This window comes from Kosakonia sp. MH5 (assembly GCF_009935945.1).
GTDB lineage: Bacteria > Pseudomonadota > Gammaproteobacteria > Enterobacterales > Enterobacteriaceae > Kosakonia > Kosakonia radicincitans.
Genome location: NZ_QODH01000010.1, coordinates 1 through 18,717, shown reverse-complemented (window position 1 = coordinate 18,717; position 18,717 = coordinate 1). Strand labels below are relative to the sequence as shown.

Sequence of the window (18,717 nt, the reverse complement as noted above, 5' to 3'; positions counted from 1 at the left end):
TTTGCTATTTTTCCGCCGTTTCCCCCCGGGCACTATCTTCGCAACACACCCTGTATTGCGAGGAGCGAGTCAGCATGGAAACTCTTTTTCACCAGCCGCAGAGCGGTAACGACATGCCCCGTTTCGCCGGACGCAGCACCATGATGCGTCTGCCGTATTGCGATAGCCCGGCCGGGCTGGATGTGGCGTTTGTCGGCATTCCACTGGATGTCGGTACGTCGCAGCGGGCCGGTACCCGCTATGGCCCGCGCCATATCCGCAGCGAATCGGTGATGATTCGCCCGTACAACATGGCGACCGGCGCTGCGCCGTTTGAGTCATTGCAGGTGGGGGACATTGGCGATGTGCCGATCAATACCTACAGCCTGCTGAAGTCTGTCGATCTTATCGAAGCGTTTTATAGCGAACTCAATGCGTGGCCGGTGATCCCGCTGACGCTCGGTGGCGATCACACCCTGACGTTGCCGATCCTGCGCGCGCTCGCCAAAAAACATGGCCCGGTCGGGCTGATTCATGTGGATGCCCACACCGACACCAACGACGAGATGTTTGGCGAGAAGATTGCCCACGGCACCACCTTCCGCCGGGCGGTGGAAGAGGGGCTGCTGGACTGCAAACGCGTGGTGCAGATTGGCCAGCGTGCGCAGGGCTATGCCAGCGGCGATTTCCAGTGGGGCGTGGAGCAGGGATTTCGACTGATCCCGGTAGAAGCGTGCTGGCATAAAAGCCTGACGCCGCTGATGGCAGAGATCCGCGAAATGCTCGGCGACGGGCCGGTCTACCTTTCCTATGACATTGACAGCATCGATCCCGCCTGGGCGCCAGGCACCGGCACGCCGGAAGTCGGCGGGCTGAGCGCGATTCAGGCGCTGGAGATTGTACGTGGCTGCCGCGGCTTGAACCTGATTGGCGGCGATTTGGTGGAGGTCTCTCCGCCTTACGATATCAGCGGGATCACGGCGCAGCTTGGCGCCAACCTGCTGTACGAAATGTTGTGTGTGTTGCCCGGTGTTCATTATCAGGGGGAAAAACGTCTGTGAATCATTCAACGCCAGTGGATTACCCGCAGCCGCAAAGCGGCGAAATTCCGCGCTACAGCGGGCTGCCGACCTTTTTTCGCCTGCCGTTTGGCGCGCAAATTGCATCGCTCGATATCGGCGTGGTTGGCGTGCCGTGGGATGGTGGCACCACCAACCGGGCGGGAACCCGGCACGGCCCGCGTGAATTACGCAATGCCTCCAGCCTGGTACGGCGGGTGCATCCGGTGACTTTTCAGTCGCCGTATGACCAGGCCCGCGTCGGTGATTTGGGGGATGTGCCGGTCAACCCGGTAGATGTGCAGGACACGCTGGTGCTGATCGAGGCCTGGTACCGCGCGCTGCATGAGCAAAAGGTGATGCCGTTGACCGCCGGTGGCGATCACCTGACGACGCTACCCATTTTACGGGCGTTAGGGCGTGAGCAGCCGCTGGGAATGATCCATTTTGATGCACATTCCGATACTAACGACACCTATTTCGGCGGCGAGCGCTTTACCCACGGCACACCGTTTCGCCGCGCGGTGGAAGAGGGCGTGCTGGATCCGAAACGCACCGTGCAGATTGGCATTCGCGGCGCGTTGTTCAGCGAAAAAGATCATCGCTGGGCCGAAGACAACGGCATCACGGTGATTCGCATGGAGCAGGTAGTCGAAGAGGGCATGGCAGCAGTCATGGCGCGGGCCAGAGCCATTGTGGGTCAGCAGCCGACCTATGTGAGTTTTGATATTGATGTGCTGGATCCGGTGTACGCGCCGGGAACCGGAACGCCGGAAATCGGCGGGCTGACCTCGCTACAGGGGCAGCAAGGGATCCGTTTATTACAGGGGTTAAATCTGGTGGGAGCCGACGTGGTGGAAGTCTCGCCACCGTTTGATCAGGGCAATCTGACCAGCCTGACCGGTGCCACCATGATGTTTGAACTACTTTGCCAGCTTGCTGATGCGCATCATCGGCGGCGGCTTTCTACAGGAGCAGGGGAATGAAAAAAATGAAAATGTTACGTGGGCTTTGCGCCGCAGCGGCGCTGATGGCGGGCATGTCGGCGGCCAGCGCCGCAGACGGCATTCTGACGCCCGGAGAACTGAAAGTCGGGCTGGAAGTGGCCTATCCGCCGTTTGAATCCTGGCAGGATAATAAAATTGTTGGTTTTGATGCTGAGCTGGCACAGCTCCTTAGCGATCAAATGGGCCTGAAACTGCAACTGGCCGACACCAAATTCGCCGGGTTGATCCTCGGGCTGAACGCCAATCGTCACGACACGGTGATTTCCGCGCTGTACATCACCGAAGGGCGCATCGCGCAGGCCGACGCCATTCCTTATGCCGATACCGGGGCCTACATTATGGTGCGCAGCGACAGCAAGGTCGCACCAAAAACCGAACAGGATCTGTGCGGCTTAACCGTCGGTTTGCAGCAGGGCACTTCATGGGTGACCAAACTGCGTGATCTGTCGGAAAACTACTGTAAAGCAAACGGTAAAGAACGCATCACCGTGAAAGAGTTCCCCACTGCGCCGGAGACGTTGCAGGCTCTGCTTTCCGGCAATGTGCAGGCGCAGGTGGATATTGCTGGCGCGGTGAGTATGTTCGCTGAGCGCAGCAATGGCCGCGTCAAAATCACCTCGCCGCAGACCATTTATCCGCAGACGCTGGGGATTTATGTGAAGAAAGGCAACACCGCGCTGAAAACCGAAATTACCGCCGCGCTGAACGCCCTGCGTGAAAACGGTAAATACGCCGCGCTGCTGCAAAAATACGCCCGTTATGGCATCACCGAGACCCAGGCGCGCTGATAGCGCCTGGCCTCACCAGATAAGGGAGCGGCACGCATGACATTTAACTGGGACTATTTCTTTTCACTGTTTTCGATGGCGACATTCTGGCAAGCCAGCGTCACCGTGGTGGAACTCAGCGTGCTTGCCTGGTGCGCGGGACTGGTGCTGGGGTTTGTGGTCGCCAGCGCCAGGTTATCCGGCCCTCTCTGGCTGAAAAGCGTTTGCCAGGTCTACATCTGGTTGTTTCGCAGCGTGCCGTTGCTGGTGCTGGTGGTGTTTGTTTATAACCTGCCGCAGATGTTCCCGGCCAGCGGCGCGGTGCTCGGCAATGCTTTTTTTGCCGGGCTTCTTGCCACCATTCTGGTTGAAGTGGCTTATATGGCGGAGATCCACCGCGGCGGCCTGATCTCGGTGGCGAAGGGCCAGCATGAGGCCGGCTATGCGCTGGGTTTCAGCTACCTCGGCATTCAGCGGAAGGTGGTGATCCCGCAGGCGCTGCGCATTGCGTTACCGGCGCTGGTGAATGAGTTTATTACTATTGTTAAACAGACTTCGCTGGTGTCGGTGATTTCTCTGCCGGAGTTGCTGATGACCGGGCAGCGACTCTACGCGGAAAACTTTCTGGTGATGGAGACGCTAGCGGCGGTGGCGGTCTATTACGTGCTGATCGTTTCCGTCTTCAGTTTGCTGTTCCAGGCGCTGGAGCGCTGGGCGAACGTGCAGGTGAAAACCCCGCAAACCTTGCATGATAACCAGCTTGACGCGCTGCGCCAGCAGGCCGTGCCGTTGGCTAAACGTCAGGCTGTCGAACAGCACGGTACGCCCGACGCGTTATTGATGAAACAGATCCAGAAAACCTGGGGGCAAAACCCGGTGTTTAAGGATATTGATTTACGGGTCGCGCTTGGCGAAGTGGTCAGCGTGATCGGGCCTTCCGGTTCCGGGAAAACCACGCTTATCCGCAGTATTAATGGTCTGGAGACGCTGGATAGCGGTGAGATTGTGCTATTTGGCGAAAGTTTTATTCAGGCCGGCGACAACCGCCACTCCCGTTTACGCAAGCAGGGTATTCGCCGCATCGGCATGGTTTTTCAGGGTTTTAATCTGTTCCCGCATTACACCATTTTGCAGAACGTGATGCTGGCGCAGCGTTATCACCAGCAGCCGGAGCAGGAGTCCGCACGGCGTGCGCAGGCGCTGTGGCTGCTGGATAAAGTCGGCCTGCTGGCCCATATGAACAAATATCCGCACCAACTTTCCGGCGGGCAGCAGCAGCGGGTGGCGATTGCCCGCGCGCTGGCGCTATCGCCCGATATTATGCTGTTCGACGAACCGACCTCGGCACTGGATCCGGAACGCGTCGGCGAAGTGCTGAAAGTGATAAGCGATCTCGCGCGGGAAGGGATGACCATGGTGATTGTGACCCACGAAATGGATTTTGCGCTGGCGATTTCTGACCGCGTGGTGCTGATGGATAAAGGCACTATTCAGGCCGATACCACGCCGGAAAATATTCGCCACGGCGAAGCGACACCAGCGCTGCAACGCATCCGCCAGTTTATGGGGGTGAATGGCGCGGAAGTGGCGTGAGGTTCGTTGCTTTAGAATAAAAACCCCGTCGGGCGAAGGTCTTGCGGGGTTTTGTTTGGCGTGATTGTTAGTGAAATCTGAATCTAATACGACTCCTCCTGCGCTGGCCTCTCGCTGATTTATGACTGCTCCCCCCGATTTGACCGCGCAAGTTTCAGCGTTCGGGCTGCGTCAAGCCGATCCGTCATCACACTGCGCTGGTAGATAAGCCAGAGGCCTGAACAGGGCAGGGCGGTGGTGACTTGCAGCTGTGTTGTGCGCAGGTGCTCCAGATATTTGAGAGCATCGATGGGGATGGTGGTCTGTTTCATACACGCGCCTCCGCAACCGGCAGACGTGCCGCCAGGGAAGAACAGCTGGCAGAGCTGGCGCAGCAGTGCGCGAGCCACACCCACCCCGACACCGACACGCCGACCAACGCCAGCGCCTTTACGCAGACGGCTGGCAGGGCAGGACAGACCCGCAGCAAGTACCAGGGCATCATCGCCTGATCCCCTCCCGACAGCCCGCGCCCTGCGGGCTTTTTTGTACCCCTCACCAGACGCGCTACGGCGCGTTCTGAGCGCGTTACGCCCCGCATCATCGCCTCGCACCCCATCAACACGATCGCACTCGTCCCGCTTCGCTGGCGCAGCCACGCGCCGACAAAATAAAGTCGTCACAGACAAAAACGGCACTACACCGCACCCGCCTGCGGGTTTTGGATCGGGGAAATTTTTCAGTTTTATTTTTCTTCAAACCAGACGGCCAGACCGCGCCACGGCTGGCGGCTTACGGGAAAAGCCAGACTGAAAAGATTGAAAAGGATTTCAGCATTTTTCAGTTTTCAGGATCCGAAAAGGATCTTGCAGAAAATTCATCTGTATGTTTTAAAAGATTTTTTGTGATTTTACGTCACAGAAATGGATCGGTGGTCGTGAGTAATGACGATGCGGTATGAGAGCTAATGCCCAGATGTGGCAGGGCTTATGGGCGAGTTGGTGACACTGGAAATCCTGCAAGGAAGAAGAATGCTTACGATAACAATCAATGTTTTTTCAAACATCACCTAAAAAGAAGCTATAAAAAAATCAGTGATCTATGGCGGTAGCTACTATCCGCAAGGTTGTTACTCAAAAAGCCTGTATTTACGGGTTTGATTATGGCCAGGTGAAATTTGCAAAACTGGTTGGTTTTTTTCATCGCTGAATATGTTATGACTGCTTGGATGGCTAAAATGAACGATTAATCAGCACTGATTCGGTCATGCATGGGTACTTTGTGGCTCCTTTCGATATAATATATATAAAATTATCAGACGGGGGCTTAAAGTCGTATCGATTCAAATTGACAGTTGCTTCGGAGAGAATATTATGTTTTAAAATCAAAGTCGTTCTTAATGCTTAGGCAATCAAACGCCCGTTACTATCAGTTTTCCTCGCTGAGGGCGGTAGCATATCTGACATGCTCTCAATTTTATATGGATAATCTAATGAGTGAAACAAAGCATATTTCTGAAATGGCAGAAAAAGTGGCAAATAATTTGTTCTCCATTTTTAAATGGAACAGGAAAATTGTTTCTGATCATAGTTGGGGCTGCGATAGTCCTGAGGAGCATGGGGGGAAAAAAGATCATCCTTCTGATTGCGTTTTTTATTATAGAGATCCCTATGATAATGAGATTAAATATATTAATACGGACCTTAAAAGTTATGCAAAAGGTTCTATAACAAAAGAGCAGGTTAATAAAGCCGTCGATTCTCTTTCTTATGCTACTAATTGTGCATCTTCCAATAAGAATTGGAAGAAATTGTTTAAGCCAGAAGGGAATTGGTCTGTGATTGGAATGCTTTTTGTTTATAATCATTGCGGGGGATATAACGGAAATTTTTCTGAAATAATAAAAGAAATTGGGATTGAACATAATCATTTGGCTAGTGAAAAGTTGATTTATATTTTTTCCCCATCTAAGATAAATGTTTTAAATAGTATTGCTAATGATATTCGTGTGATGATCGGAAATGGTGAGTTGCCTAGTAAAAATAAATTTAGCTTCTTTCATCCAAATGAGATTTTAATAAAAAATCATTTCGATCATGATTATTCAGAACCAGCAACAATTAACGTTCTTTCTTCCCCGTGGATTATTATTAAGCATGCGGATTGCGAAAATGAAAAAGCTGGATATCTAATCTACTACACTAAGGACGGTGCAGAGGATGATGAGTTTGATTATTTTATTGATGCCTTGAGTTATTATCAAATCATAAACAATACGAGTAATGTGAGAATTAAACTAACAAAAAAAAATGAGCACGCAGCACATAATTTATTGAACTCTATACGCAAGTATTATTATTCTCTAGGCCGTAGTGAGGAGGATTCTATAGCTCTAGCTAACGCTATGGTGAAAGGCACTATTGATCAGGTGACCCCGCAATTTTCGGCAATTGAGATTGGAGTATTACCATGAGTAGCACAGAGAAAAAATTTGGGTATAGTATCTATTATATGAATGATCAAAACATTAGAGATGGTTTATTAGCGCAGAAAGTAAAACCTTCTCATTTAATAAATATGCTAAAAGAACGAAATATAATAGTCTCTCCTCTTTCTTCAAAGGAGGAACTTATAGATATACTAAAATTTATAAGGTTCGATTATTTTGAGTATGTATATTTGTCATCTATACTTGCCAATCAAGATAAAAAAGAAAGTAAGTCAAGTATTGATATTGATAAAAAAGTCTCTGCGGATAAAATTTTAAATACTTTTGAGTCAATAAAAGGGGTTTTAGAGGAAAGACAGATAACAGCGGATGTTACGAGACTCAATAGTAAAAAAGTAAAAATTGATTTCGAATATGTTGAAATTGATCACTCAAAACCACCTATGCGGCAAAAGTCCTTCCGGAAAGGAATTGTTGAATGTGATATAACTGAAACAGGTGCCATGCTGCATTATCCAGCGAATAAAGTTGGAGCAATTATCAAAGAGCAATTAATTAAACAACTTTCAGAAAAGCTAAGCACAGAGTTAAAGCCTATAGAGTTTGATTTCGAATACTCAGCCATACCGTTAAGAAATGACTTTTTTCTTAGAATTATTAATGAGATTGACAACTATGATGTTTACGATGTTGTAACTGTAGCCGTTAAAAAAATTGAAGATAAGGAAAAACAGGACAATTCCTCTGTAAATGATTCTGATTCAATAGATGAAGCCTTCACTGGTGAAGTGAGAAATGCTATTTTACGTGGAAGACAAATTTTAACATCAAAAATATATAATGGTTTGAACGTTGAAAATTACTATATCTATAAAATAACTTGGAAAATTCGTAAAATTAATCCTGCAACGGGCTCTGATAAGTCTGATTGTTATACTGTTGAGATTGAATTTAGTGACAAGGATAAAGCTAAAGGCTTGAAGTATTGTGTTAAAGCCGTTCAGCGATTTTCTAATAGAGATAAGCTTAATGTTACAACAGAAAATCCTTTGAAGAGCGAGCAAGAAAACATAGGTAAACTAATCTATCAAACTGCACTTAAAGTCTATTCTTCATTGCAATCAAAGGATTAGTAATATGGAAAAAAGAATTGTATTTTATGATTTCGAATCGCCTTTAAACAACGAGCAAATCGTTAATCGTTTTATTGAGCATCGTTTTACAAAAGATGCAAATTCAGGGTTTAGTGTGCATAAAAGCAATAACAGTGGAGTCTACTTTCGGCATATTAAAAAAATTATTAATATTGACAAGGTTGTGACGCCTTTCGGAGATGAGTATGAAAATACCACGGTAGACTATGCTATTAATGAAGTGAAAATTAAAGACAACATGCTTCAGATAATAAATCCGACAAGATCTCTTACGCCGTTCAGAACTGACTTGTTAAAATCATTAGGTTTTCAATGCACTATATCCAACAAAATCATAAGGTTAAATGATATCCTGTCGTTGCTGCGAAATAGGGAATTCGATGTTAATTTAACTGATATCGAGCTTAAATCTCATGAGTTTTTCAAAGAATCTCGTGTGAAGATGGTTATATCTTCTAACCTTGATTTAATCGAAAAGACTGAATCTTTTTTGCGTGACATTAAGTCTGAATTGATGAAGATTGGGTTCAACATAATCTTGGATGGGGAAAATTATCATGTTGAAATAGGTTGTAAAGGAGCGCTAAAAATAACAGGTGATCTCATTGATGATAAAGTTGAAGATTATATAGTTAATGGCATATTACTGTAAGCATAATCGTTTGCAATAATAGACAGTTATACTTGTTCATATCTATTGCAGTAAAAGAAATATAGCTTTTATTCTTGTGAGTTTATGGGCGCAAGTGATTTATTTAGATGCATTTCGCTTATGTGGTGAGATGTTATCCATCACAAGAAGTTAAATAGATCTCGAATATTTAACAGCTTTGCGGTGTATGCACACGCCGTGTAAAAACCTTGCTATTCATCATTACTTCGCGGCGCGGACATACATAAAGAACTCCGTGCTTTTTTATGTTATGGAAAGGTATGGGTATGTATAAAAAAGAACTCCTCTAATGCAACATGTGCAGCTGGAACCGTAAAGATATAAATGAATTAAATACTATGAATTTGTGCATGCACATAATGCGGGTATAGAAAACGGAAGGGCTACATTCTGTGTTAGACATGCGGCACTAATCACAATTTTTCTGTTGGTTGCGTCAATACCTATCGCCATTTTATCGCCGTGAGGCTCACAGATGTTTTATAACTCATAAAAAAAATGATTTTTTTGCAGACAACAAAAAAAACCATAATTGTAAGGTGATCACATTCATCATATAGTAAATATAATAATTTTGCCTTAGCTCGCCATCAAATCCTACGCACAGAGGATAGTTCATATGTCTAATGGTTTTTCTAGTAAAATTAATAGGTTAAAACAAAACATGCATGAGGTGGCCAGCACTACTGAATTGCGTTTTGATGAGATATTCACCAATGAATTTCTGAGTGAATGTTCATCATTCAGGTCACTTGAAGAGTTATTCGAAAAATCAGGCTTTCAAGTTAATTCAGTCGAAGATTTTAAAGCCATTCCTGATGACGAATGGGAAAACTTCATCATTCAGAACACTACATATAATAGCTGGTTAGATATGCAAACCGATGCAGTAACCAAAGCCATCAGTAAGCGGCTAACGAAAGGATTGTAAAAACAGACTGGAGTTGTGTGACCATCTGCAGCGTATCTTTAACCTGAGTGGACGCAAAATGGACATGGACAAAGAAAAGGGGCTACGTTTTCACGTAACCCCTTGTTTTATTTGGTGCTGGCGGAGTCTGAACCGGTTTTCTAACATACTGAATTAAAATATTAATTTATCAATTCAACTTTTCACTGGTGCCTAAGAGGGTGCCTAAAACATTTTTTTTATTTTTTTTGGCTCATTTTTGAGCATCTAACAACGCTGGTTAGTCGCAGGTGGGAGCTGGTTCGGATAATACTTAGCAATGATGTTGTTCATCTTCTCTACTAATTCAGGGCGCTTGAAGGTGAGGTAGGTAGTTCCCTTCTGAAAGTTGCGTATGGTGAAGTACACGTCTTCATAAACGTCCTTACCTGGGGTTACCTAGATCGCTAAGAAGCAGCTACCTGCCGAGATATTGATTCCACTCAAGCTGTTGATAATATCAGCTTTGGTCAATGCATCTTCAGTAGTATCTTGAATCTCTACATTCCATGAGGAAAGCCAACTGACAAGTTGGGCAGGCCTCAAAATAATGAGACTTCCATGCATATATCCAAGCTCAGCCTGCTCAACTATAGAAACTTCGCCAATACAAAGCTGTTGTTCAATAAAGGTACCAACACGATTATTGGTGAAAACGGCGCAGGAAAAACAAATCTCTTCAGAGCCATTAGACTCTTGCTTGATGACAATATGATTCGTTCGGCTTATCGATTGGATAAAAGTGACTTCCATCGCGGTTTGGGGCGATGGCAGGGACACTGGATCATCATCAGTCTGGAGTTCGAAGAGATTTCTGCAGATGAAGCAGTCCAGGCTTTATTTTTACACGGTACGGGGCTTGCTGAAAAAGAAAATGTTGGCAAGGCCACCTATAACCTTATTTTTCGCCCGAAGAAGGAAATCAGGTTGCGCCTTTCCCAACTGGATGAAGGTGATCATGCTGGTCTGGAATCTATTCTCGGCCCGATAACTATTGACGACTACGAGACAATTTTCACGGGGCGCAGCGAAGCGGACTTCAATGATGAAACCTTCTACAGGCAGGTTGTCGGTGACTTCCAGAACGTGAGATTTAACGAGGAAACGGAGTTTCGGTGCATTGGTGCCAAAATCCCAAGTGTGCTTTCTGTTTCCAAAGAAATCTCGTTTACCTTTGTCCAGGCATTACGGGACGTTGTAGCGGAGTTTCACAACAACAGAACCAACCCTCTACTGACCTTGCTGAAGAGCAAGAGTGGTGATATTGACCCCGTGTGGTTTAACGCTATCACCGATAAGGTAAAAGAGCTCAACGATTCAATAGAGGCACTTCCTGATGTGCAGAATGTGCGCACCGACATCAGCGGCACCATCAAGGATGCTGCGGGTGAGGCGTACTCTCCCTCCTCTCTGTCGATTAAATCTGATCTTCCTGAAGAGGCCGATAAGTTATTTCAGTCTCTCAAGCTGTTCGTCGGCGAGTCCGGCGAAGATCATGAGGGTCCCATTCAGGATTTAAGCTTGGGTGGCGCTAATCTTATCTTCCTTACTCTCAAGTTGCTGGAGTTCAAGTATCGGAAAGCTAGACAGTCAATCGCCAACTTTCTGTTGATCGAGGAACCAGAAGCTCACATCCACACACATATCCAGAAAACGCTATTCGACAGGCTCAATTACGACGACACACAGATCATCTTTTCGACGCATTCGACCCACATCTCTGAAATCAGCAATGTTCAGAATGTAAACATTCTCGGAAGGGACGGAGGGCGGTGCGAAGCTTATCAACCCGCCTCTGGGCTGCAGCCTGAGGAGATTGGTAATATTCAGCGCTACCTTGATGCCGTGCGCAGCAACCTGCTGTTTGCCAAGAGTGTCATCTTGGTGGAAGGCGATGCAGAAGAAATTCTGATCCCAATTTTGGTCAAGAAAGTGTTAGGTATCAGCTTGGATGAACTTGGCATTAGTCTCATTAACATCCGCAGCACCGGTTTTCAGAATGTGGCTGTCCTGTTTCATGATGACCGTATTCGCAAGCGGTGCAGCATTGTCACCGATCTTGATAAATCTATTATTGACACTGAAGCGGTGGACGGTGAGAGCGTGGCGATAGCGAAGCGCAAGGCAAAGTATCAGGCATCCGAGAAAAAAGGCCTGGCGCGAAAAGTGCAACTGGAAGCTTTTTGCAAGGATAATGACTGGATAGCGCCGTTCTTCGCTCCTCACACATTTGAAGTTGATTTCGTAACAGCTGGGAACGCTCGTAAAGTCATAGCGGTACTTCCCAGCGTTTACAGCGACGAGTCAACTATCTCAAAGGCTAAGGCAAGTCTTAATTCCGGGGATATCACCCGATACGGTCAACGTGTTCTGACTATGGCGGAAAATCAGGGTAAAGGCTGGTTTGCCATTTTACTCGGAAAAAAAGTTGATCCATATACTGCTATTCCTCGATACATACTCGACGCTATTGCTTTTGCCCATCCGGTAGTAAAAAAAGAAGTCTGGTTCAACATCCTTAGCTATCGAATGAACTTCATAGAAGAGGACGATCCATTTGTAAACCCTAAGACCCTGGCTGAATTTAGAACCAAGTTACAGCTGTTTAAAAATGGCGACATCGACTTCGTCGGCATTAAAAATGAGATGTTCGCTGATTTTCCTGATGATCGTATTAACGATGTACTTGAGGTCTTCTAGCTATGTTCACATGGGATGATGGGGATCTGAATTCTGAGCAAGATGCCGCCATCCGCGAGCCTGGCAGCGTATTTCTCATTGCATGTCCTGGCAGCGGAAAAACACGCACTCTCACCTACAAAATTGCCTATGAATTGTCGCAGTTGGGGTCGAACAAGCAGTTCATCGTCGCGATCACCTATACTCATCGCGCTGCAGACGAGATCCATGAGCGTATTGAAAACCTCGGGGTTGATACATCCAGGCTCTGGATAGGCACGATCCATTCATTTTGTCTCGAATGGATACTGAAGCCTTATGGCATCTACCACGAAGCGCTGGATCGCGGTTTTCGAGTCATTGACCTGCATGAGCGCGAAAAGGTGCTGGAGAACCTGTGCCAACCCTATCAGAAGCCAAAAATCACCTTCTGGGACTGCGAGTATTTCTTTACCGATAAGGGCTATGTAATTTCGTGCCCGCAAGACTGGAAATACACAGGTCTCGCTGAAATCCTGGAGCAATACTTCGACTATCTCCGGGAAACCCGACAGATCGACTTTGAATTGATTCTCTACTACGCCTATCAGTTGATCGCTGCGCAGCCTCAGATCAGCGCCATTCTCGGGCAGCTATTTTCCTTCATACTGGTCGATGAGTATCAGGATACGAAGCGCATTCAGTACTCCATCATTGCGTCCATTCTGAAAGCGGGTCAGGGAACGAAAGCTTTCATTGTCGGCGACCCAAATCAAGCCATCTATGAATCACTAGGTGGGTACCCAATCTCCTTCGAGGAGTTCCAGTCAATGGCTGGCATCAAGCTAAAGGAGCTTGAACTTTCCCAGAACTATCGTTCTTCCGAACGCATCATCAAGTACTTCGGAAACTACAACGTATACGACACGCGTATTGAGGCCGCATCCAACGACAAGGCATACCCCAGCCTGATTTCGTTCAATGATTCGGTGAGCAAAGACGGACTGGAAGATGAGTTGATCCGGCTCATCCGCTTCAATATCGAGACCATTGGCATTCCGCCTCATGAGGTTTGCATCCTCGCGCCTCAGTGGATGCACTTGGCGAGCATGACGCGTCGTTTGGTCGCTAGCATGCCCGAGTATGCGTTTGACGGCCCCGGCATGGTGCCGTTCGCGCGGGATCTGGATAATTTTTGGTACAAGTTATCAAGGATCGCTCTTACACAGGCGTCTCCTGGCATGTACGTGCGCAGACTGCGTTGGGCTGGAGAGGTTCTCAATGATCTTGAGGGAGTAGGCGCAAATGTATCCATGCTCACGCGGCAGAGCTTGTTGAGGGAGTGTAATACCATCACCATTGATGCTACAGATGGGCTGGTTTATCTCAGGTTCTTCTTCGATAAGCTGTTTTCGAATCTAGCTTTCGACATTCAGGAATTCACGCAGCTTCACGAGCATTACGAGGCATTCTTCGAAAGTTCACAGGCAAGGATCGACAGACTGAAGAAGGAAGGCACAGAAATGATCGGAGACATTGCCACTTTCAGGAAGGTTTTCCAGAGTCGAACCGGCATCACGATATCAACAATCCACGGTATCAAAGGGGCGGAGTTCGATGCCGTCATTGCCTATGCACTGCTGGAGAACATGCTGCCAAACAGAAATGACCGCAACGGGCAAGATAGCGCGATGAAACTGCTGTATGTCATCGGTTCTCGTGCACGGAAAAACCTGCATCTTATCTCTGAGTGTGGGCGCATCGACAAATTCACTCGTACGGAATACCAAGCGACTAAAAAGCTTTATGCATGCCGCTTTGAGTACGACCAAATACCATAATTAATAATAACTGACGCTCCCATGCTTATCTGACCGGGCGAGATTATAAAGTCAACGCGTCTTTGCACGCTGGTGCGACGATTGTTATGCGCAAACGCTGGGCTTGGTTCATTTATTCGCCAGGTTTCATCTAGGCAAAGCGAAAAACTCAAACAGCGCTTACCCGCTCTTATGTGAGAGGAACGGATGAGTAAGTGTCCATAATGTAAGAGCTAGGACATAAATTTTTTACTAAGGTGAAGGCGTGGCAATCTTTGACATTGAAAAGGACGAATTACTTCGGCTCTCCGATACCCAGCTAGAAGAGTTGATAGCTCGGCTAGCAGAAGCTGAAGTGGCAATGCTTGGCTATAGCCCAGCATGTGTAAATTGGTCTGGTTCAATTACGGCCCCTGACGGAGGAATTGATATCCATGTTCAGGTTCCAGTTGAACAACTGAAACCTGGCTTTCTTATAAGGCCTGATACGGTCTTCCAGGTAAAGAAACATAAGATGCCAAAGGCTGCAATTGAGAAGGAAATGGGCACCGGTAAAGCGCTTTCACCCATCATATCTGAACAAGCCAGAAAACAGGGCAGCTACATCATTGTCAGCCTAAGTGATGATTGCTCGCCGTCTGGAAAGACAGATCGTCTTAAAGCGATGAGGGATGCAGTAAAAGATGATCCTAACAAAAGCAATCTTCATCTTAATTTCTACGACCGTTCCAAACTCATTCAATGGCTGCGCCAACACCCATCAGTCATGCTGTGGGTAAAAGGAAAGCTTGGACAAGGGTATTCTGGTTGGCAACCATACGGTGCGTGGAGCAACCCACCACAAGGTGTTTCAGACACTTTAATCTCAGCCCCAGGTGTAACCATTTCCCTACCGTCGGGAAAGGGGCAAAAACTCAGAATTGCTGAAGCAATTAACCCAATGCGAGCACTTATTCGTTCGACGAATAAGGCGATTCGTATTACAGGATTGTCTGGAGTTGGGAAGACTCGAATCGTTCAGGCGCTCTTTGATGAAACAGTTGGAACAGATGCGCTTGATCGGACAGTAGCTATTTATGTTGACACTGGCTCTGAGCCAGTACCATCGGCTACAGCAATGCTTGATAAGCTACTCGCTGAAGGCCGAAGAGCAATTATGATCCTTGATAATTGCCCATCAGAACTCCATGCTTCGCTTGCCAGCAAAGTATCAGCCGCAGGAAAAGAAGTAAGCCTCATCACGATCGAGTACGACATTAGGGATGACAAACCACAGACAACTGAGGTCATCCATATTGAGACAGATGGTCCAGAGGTGGCAGAGCAACTTCTTATCCGTCGCTTCTCGGCTATTGGTCAGAATAATGCCCGACGTATTGCTGAGTTCGCAGATGGGAATGCAAGAGTTGCATTGGCTATAGCGGAAAGAGTGAAAGAAGGTGAGAGTTTGGCTTTGCTTTCTGATGCGCAGTTGTTTAATCGCTTGTTTGAACAGCGTAATCATCCCGACGGCAATTTACGGGAGCAAGCTGAAATATTGTCACTGGTGTATTCTTTCTCGGTATCGAGTACAGATGCTGCTACCGATGAATTGGAAATATTGGGGGCGCTCTTTGGGTATCCCAGAATCCAGTTATACAAAGCTGTTAAGCAGTTGATGGAACGTCATCTTGTTCAGAAAAGATCTCACTGGAGAGCGATTCTTCCCCAAGCAATTGCTAACAAGTTGGCAGCATCTGCACTTGATAGTATCCCGGTTGATCAGCTTAGGGCGACCTTTGAAAACCCCGGGCGGCAACGTTTATTGATGTCGTTCGCACACAGGTTGGGACTGCTACACGACCATGCTGTGGCTAAAGAGATCGTTAAAGCTTGGTTGCACCCTGAAGGGCTGCTTGGGCAGATAGTAAACTTGGATGATGTATCGACACGAATACTTAATTATGTCGCCCCAGTTGCCCCTGGAGCTTTGCTTGAGCGGATTGAAGAAACGCTTGTTACGTCTAATTTTGAGAATATTAAATCACGCTACAACCCACAACGAACAGCAATTATCAATTTGTTGCAGTTACTTGCGTATGAATCGAGATACTTTGAGCGATGCATTAAGCTCTTAATCTGCATCGCAGACCAGGAAAGCGCGAGCAATAATTACGATTCGACTCGAAATAAGATAACGCGGTTTTTCCAACCTCACCTGTCCGGCACCCATGCTTCCTTGGCTCAACGTATTGCGAGGATGAATGAATGCATTACATCAGGTATAGCCGGGCGTAGAGGGCTGGGCATTAAAATGCTTGAAACGGCTCTCGGCGGACCACCGTGGACAGGATTCGGGATTAATGAGTTTGGGGCTCGGCCAAGAGATTATGGATTTCGGCCTAGCTACGATGAACTTGTTGAGTGGCTGATCGCCTTCATAGACACTGCGGTGAAAATAGGAACTTCGGGAGTTCTCGAACTTGAAAACGATGCTCGGCGGATCTTGGCTGATAAGTTTCGCTGGATCTGGCGTCATGAAGGAATAAGAACAAAATTAATTGATGCAGCTCGCATGTTCCATGCCTACCGTCCTTGGGGTGAAGGTTGGAAAGCTGTCCGCTCAACAATTTACTTTTCCCATACAAAACGAAAAGAAAAAGAAGATATAGAACCTTTGCCGGAAATCCTTGTGACATTGGAACGAGAATTGGAGCCTAAAGACCTGGTTCCGGCAGTCATGGCTTATGTACTCAGTAAAGGGCGCGACTTTTTGATGCCAGATGCCGATTTTGAGTATGAGGGACCGAATAAATTTAAAAAAAATAAGGAAATACTAGATGCTAAAGCTTTCGAATTGGGGCAAGAATTTGCAGTATCTTCCCATGAACTTGATGAGTTGGGCCCTGATTTATTTTCACGAGGTGGGATGCCCTATCGCATCGAATTTGGTAAAGGATTAGCCAGAGGGGCTCCTGACCTGCGAGTCTATTGGCAGCAATTAGTTATTCAGTTGGATCTACAACATCAATCTCAAAGTGATTTTTCGGTCATTAGAGGTTTTATTGAAGAAACTAACTCTATCGATTCAGCACTGGTACAGGAATTGCTTGACCAGTGTGCACAGCATTCTGAGCTTCGATCCGAGTTAGTCAACCTGCATCCTTGGCGGGAGTTTACTGAAATCGACTTGGATCGCTGCATGTCGCTTCTGGATGACCCTGACATACAGCCACACATGTACGGAGCAATTCTGTGGGGGGGGCAGTTCTCTAATTTGCCAGAAAGTCGTGTTCTCGAGCTTGCACAGAAACTTCTGAGTAAACCGGGTGGTGATGAAGTAGTTTTGGAAGCGCTGAATATGAAAGTAGCTTATGAAGGAGATATTGCAGACACACTAGGTCCTGCACTACGAAAGGTCGGCCTTTCTGCTGCAATCCAGAGATTCAGAAGAGATCACAATGATTTAGGCGGGGGGCTAGATTATGCTATGGAACGTGTTATCAATGCCGCATTGCGCTTCGATGGCAACGAAGCTGAAAAGCTAGAATGGTTGAATAAAATCTTCGCTGTCGTTGATGAGTATTTTGGCAACATTTATTCGTTCGAAAACGCTATCGGTATTACCGCTGCACTGATGCCAAAAGAGTTTCTCAGTCGCGTTTTTGATGGTACGGAGGAACAACAACAAAGGCGACTGCATTTCATCAAAAATGATGATTCATATCCGTCTCCTCTTGCGAAAATCGATGTAGGCATTTTGATTGAATGGTGCGATACCAATAATGATCATCACATATGGGCTTCAGTCGCTTCAGGAATTAACCTATGGTCGAAGGGCGACGAGCAAGGCCGTATTTCATTGCAAGATGATGCAGTGAGATTTCTAGAAGCCTCTCCAGATCCAGGAGCCATCCTTGAGATTTTTGCCGAACACGTAGCTCCTTCATCATGGTCCGGTAGTCGAGCGAACGAGATGCAACCTAGGGTTGAAGCCATAGGCCAGTTGGTTACCCACAAGAGTGCAGACATATCTAAGTCAGCTAGAGCTGTATATGAAAAACTAACTCAATGGGTTGAAAACGAAAAAGAACGCGAATTAAGGGAAGATAGTGAAAGGGAACAGCGATTTGAATAAAGGCTTAGCAATAGCCCATACAAACGTTCTGCGTTAAGGAGAAAGTAATGGAATCTGCTCGTGACAAACGCACCGGAGAAAAGGTGGATGCTGAAGAACTCTGGTTGTAAGTATCCCTGCGAAACGGACCATTCACTTTTAGAGATCTTCCGACATACTGATTATGTCCCCTGAGGAGATCGCCATGCGTAAAGCCCGATTCACCGAACACCAGATCATTGCCGTTCTGAAGTCCGTCGAAGCCGGACGTACCGTGAAGGATGTCTGCCGTGAAGCCGGTATTTCTGAAGCCAGCTATTACAACTGGAAAGCGAAGTTTGGCGGGATGGAATCCTCTGATATCAAAAAGATGAAAGACCTGGAGGATGAAAACCGTCGCCTCAAACAGATGTTTGCTGATCTCAGCCTTGAATGCCGGGCACTTAAAGACGTCATCGAAAAAATGTATGGTTCGCCCCCGTTTTGCAAGCACACGATGATTAAAGCTGTTTGCGTTAATGTATCCGGCCTCTTG

General features: G+C 47.0%; 12 protein-coding genes and 2 pseudogenes. 13 read left to right on the top strand and 1 reads right to left on the bottom strand.

The window, feature by feature from the left end; translation table 11 throughout:
* The first annotated feature begins 74 nt into the window (after nt 1-74).
* From speB (DK872_RS22000) to DK872_RS21960, 9 genes and pseudogenes are all read left to right on the top strand, one after another.
* On the top strand, nt 75-1,040 hold the full coding sequence (gene speB, locus DK872_RS22000) for an agmatinase (RefSeq protein WP_090398475.1): 966 nt from the start codon (nt 75-77) through the stop codon (nt 1,038-1,040).
* A complete protein-coding gene (gene speB / locus DK872_RS21995) occupies nt 1,037-2,023 on the top strand; it encodes an agmatinase (protein ID WP_090398473.1) in 987 nt (328 codons plus the stop codon). The genes speB (DK872_RS22000) and speB (DK872_RS21995) overlap by 4 nt, the downstream gene beginning before the upstream one ends.
* On the top strand, nt 2,020-2,832 hold the full coding sequence (locus DK872_RS21990) for an ABC transporter substrate-binding protein (RefSeq protein ID WP_007370689.1): 813 nt from the start codon (nt 2,020-2,022) through the stop codon (nt 2,830-2,832). The genes speB (DK872_RS21995) and DK872_RS21990 overlap by 4 nt, the downstream gene beginning before the upstream one ends.
* Nucleotides 2,833-2,868: 36 nt before the next feature.
* Entirely contained in the window at nt 2,869-4,404 is a 1,536-nt protein-coding gene (locus tag DK872_RS21985; protein WP_161518854.1) for an amino acid ABC transporter permease/ATP-binding protein, read from the top strand.
* A 356-nt stretch (nt 4,405-4,760) separates the two neighbouring features.
* Nucleotides 4,761-4,895 (top strand): annotated as a pseudogene (locus tag DK872_RS27650) (phage tail sheath family protein); the annotation flags it as partial.
* A 980-nt stretch (nt 4,896-5,875) separates the two neighbouring features.
* The gene (locus DK872_RS21975; protein ID WP_161518852.1) at nt 5,876-6,856 is read left to right on the top strand and encodes a hypothetical protein; all 981 of its coding nucleotides are present in this window, start codon (nt 5,876-5,878) and stop codon (nt 6,854-6,856) included.
* Nucleotides 6,853-7,965 carry a hypothetical protein gene (locus tag DK872_RS21970; protein ID WP_161518851.1) on the top strand — a complete coding sequence of 371 codons (1,113 nt, stop codon included), beginning with the start codon at nt 6,853-6,855 and terminating at the stop codon, nt 7,963-7,965. The genes DK872_RS21975 and DK872_RS21970 overlap by 4 nt, the downstream gene beginning before the upstream one ends.
* Before the next feature lie 4 nt (nt 7,966-7,969).
* Nucleotides 7,970-8,638: a hypothetical protein gene (locus DK872_RS21965; protein WP_161518850.1), complete on the top strand. Its 669-nt coding sequence runs from the start codon at nt 7,970-7,972 to the stop codon at nt 8,636-8,638.
* 640 nt (nt 8,639-9,278) lie between these two features.
* Nucleotides 9,279-9,590: a hypothetical protein gene (locus DK872_RS21960; protein WP_161518849.1), complete on the top strand. Its 312-nt coding sequence runs from the start codon at nt 9,279-9,281 to the stop codon at nt 9,588-9,590.
* Nucleotides 9,591-9,836: 246 nt separating this feature from the next.
* Here the strand turns inward: DK872_RS21960 and DK872_RS21955 are convergent.
* A pseudogene (locus DK872_RS21955) lies at nt 9,837-10,001 on the bottom strand (DUF4942 domain-containing protein); the annotation flags it as partial.
* Nucleotides 10,002-10,169: 168 nt separating this feature from the next.
* Between DK872_RS21955 and DK872_RS21950 the strand changes: the two are divergent.
* From DK872_RS21950 to DK872_RS21935, 4 genes are all read left to right on the top strand, one after another.
* Nucleotides 10,170-12,308, top strand: coding sequence for an ATP-dependent endonuclease (locus DK872_RS21950; protein WP_161518848.1), 2,139 nt, complete (start codon nt 10,170-10,172; stop codon nt 12,306-12,308).
* Nucleotides 12,309-12,310: 2 nt separating this feature from the next.
* On the top strand, nt 12,311-14,107 hold the full coding sequence (locus DK872_RS21945) for a UvrD-helicase domain-containing protein (RefSeq protein ID WP_161518847.1): 1,797 nt from the start codon (nt 12,311-12,313) through the stop codon (nt 14,105-14,107).
* A 244-nt stretch (nt 14,108-14,351) separates the two neighbouring features.
* Nucleotides 14,352-18,203 carry a hypothetical protein gene (locus DK872_RS21940; protein ID WP_161518846.1) on the top strand — a complete coding sequence of 1,284 codons (3,852 nt, stop codon included), beginning with the start codon at nt 14,352-14,354 and terminating at the stop codon, nt 18,201-18,203.
* A gap of 184 nt (nt 18,204-18,387) precedes the next feature.
* Nucleotides 18,388-18,717 (top strand): transposase (locus DK872_RS21935; RefSeq protein WP_237656243.1); only part of this gene is annotated, 330 nt, incomplete at its 3' end.

Bases quoted from the DNA above. Each gene is read 5' to 3' on its own strand.
- DK872_RS21990 (WP_007370689.1), top strand. From the start codon at position 2,020: ATGAAAAAAATGAAAATGTTACGTGGGCTTTGCGCCGCAGCGGCGCTG.
- DK872_RS21960 (WP_161518849.1), top strand. From the start codon at position 9,279: ATGTCTAATGGTTTTTCTAGTAAAATTAATAGGTTAAAACAAAACATG.
- DK872_RS21965 (WP_161518850.1), top strand. From the start codon at position 7,970: ATGGAAAAAAGAATTGTATTTTATGATTTCGAATCGCCTTTAAACAAC.
- DK872_RS21975 (WP_161518852.1), top strand. From the start codon at position 5,876: ATGAGTGAAACAAAGCATATTTCTGAAATGGCAGAAAAAGTGGCAAAT.
- DK872_RS21970 (WP_161518851.1), top strand. From the start codon at position 6,853: ATGAGTAGCACAGAGAAAAAATTTGGGTATAGTATCTATTATATGAAT.
- DK872_RS21945 (WP_161518847.1), top strand. From the start codon at position 12,311: ATGTTCACATGGGATGATGGGGATCTGAATTCTGAGCAAGATGCCGCC.
- speB (WP_090398475.1), top strand. From the start codon at position 75: ATGGAAACTCTTTTTCACCAGCCGCAGAGCGGTAACGACATGCCCCGT.
- DK872_RS21950 (WP_161518848.1), top strand. From the start codon at position 10,170: ATGCATATATCCAAGCTCAGCCTGCTCAACTATAGAAACTTCGCCAAT.
- DK872_RS21985 (WP_161518854.1), top strand. From the start codon at position 2,869: ATGACATTTAACTGGGACTATTTCTTTTCACTGTTTTCGATGGCGACA.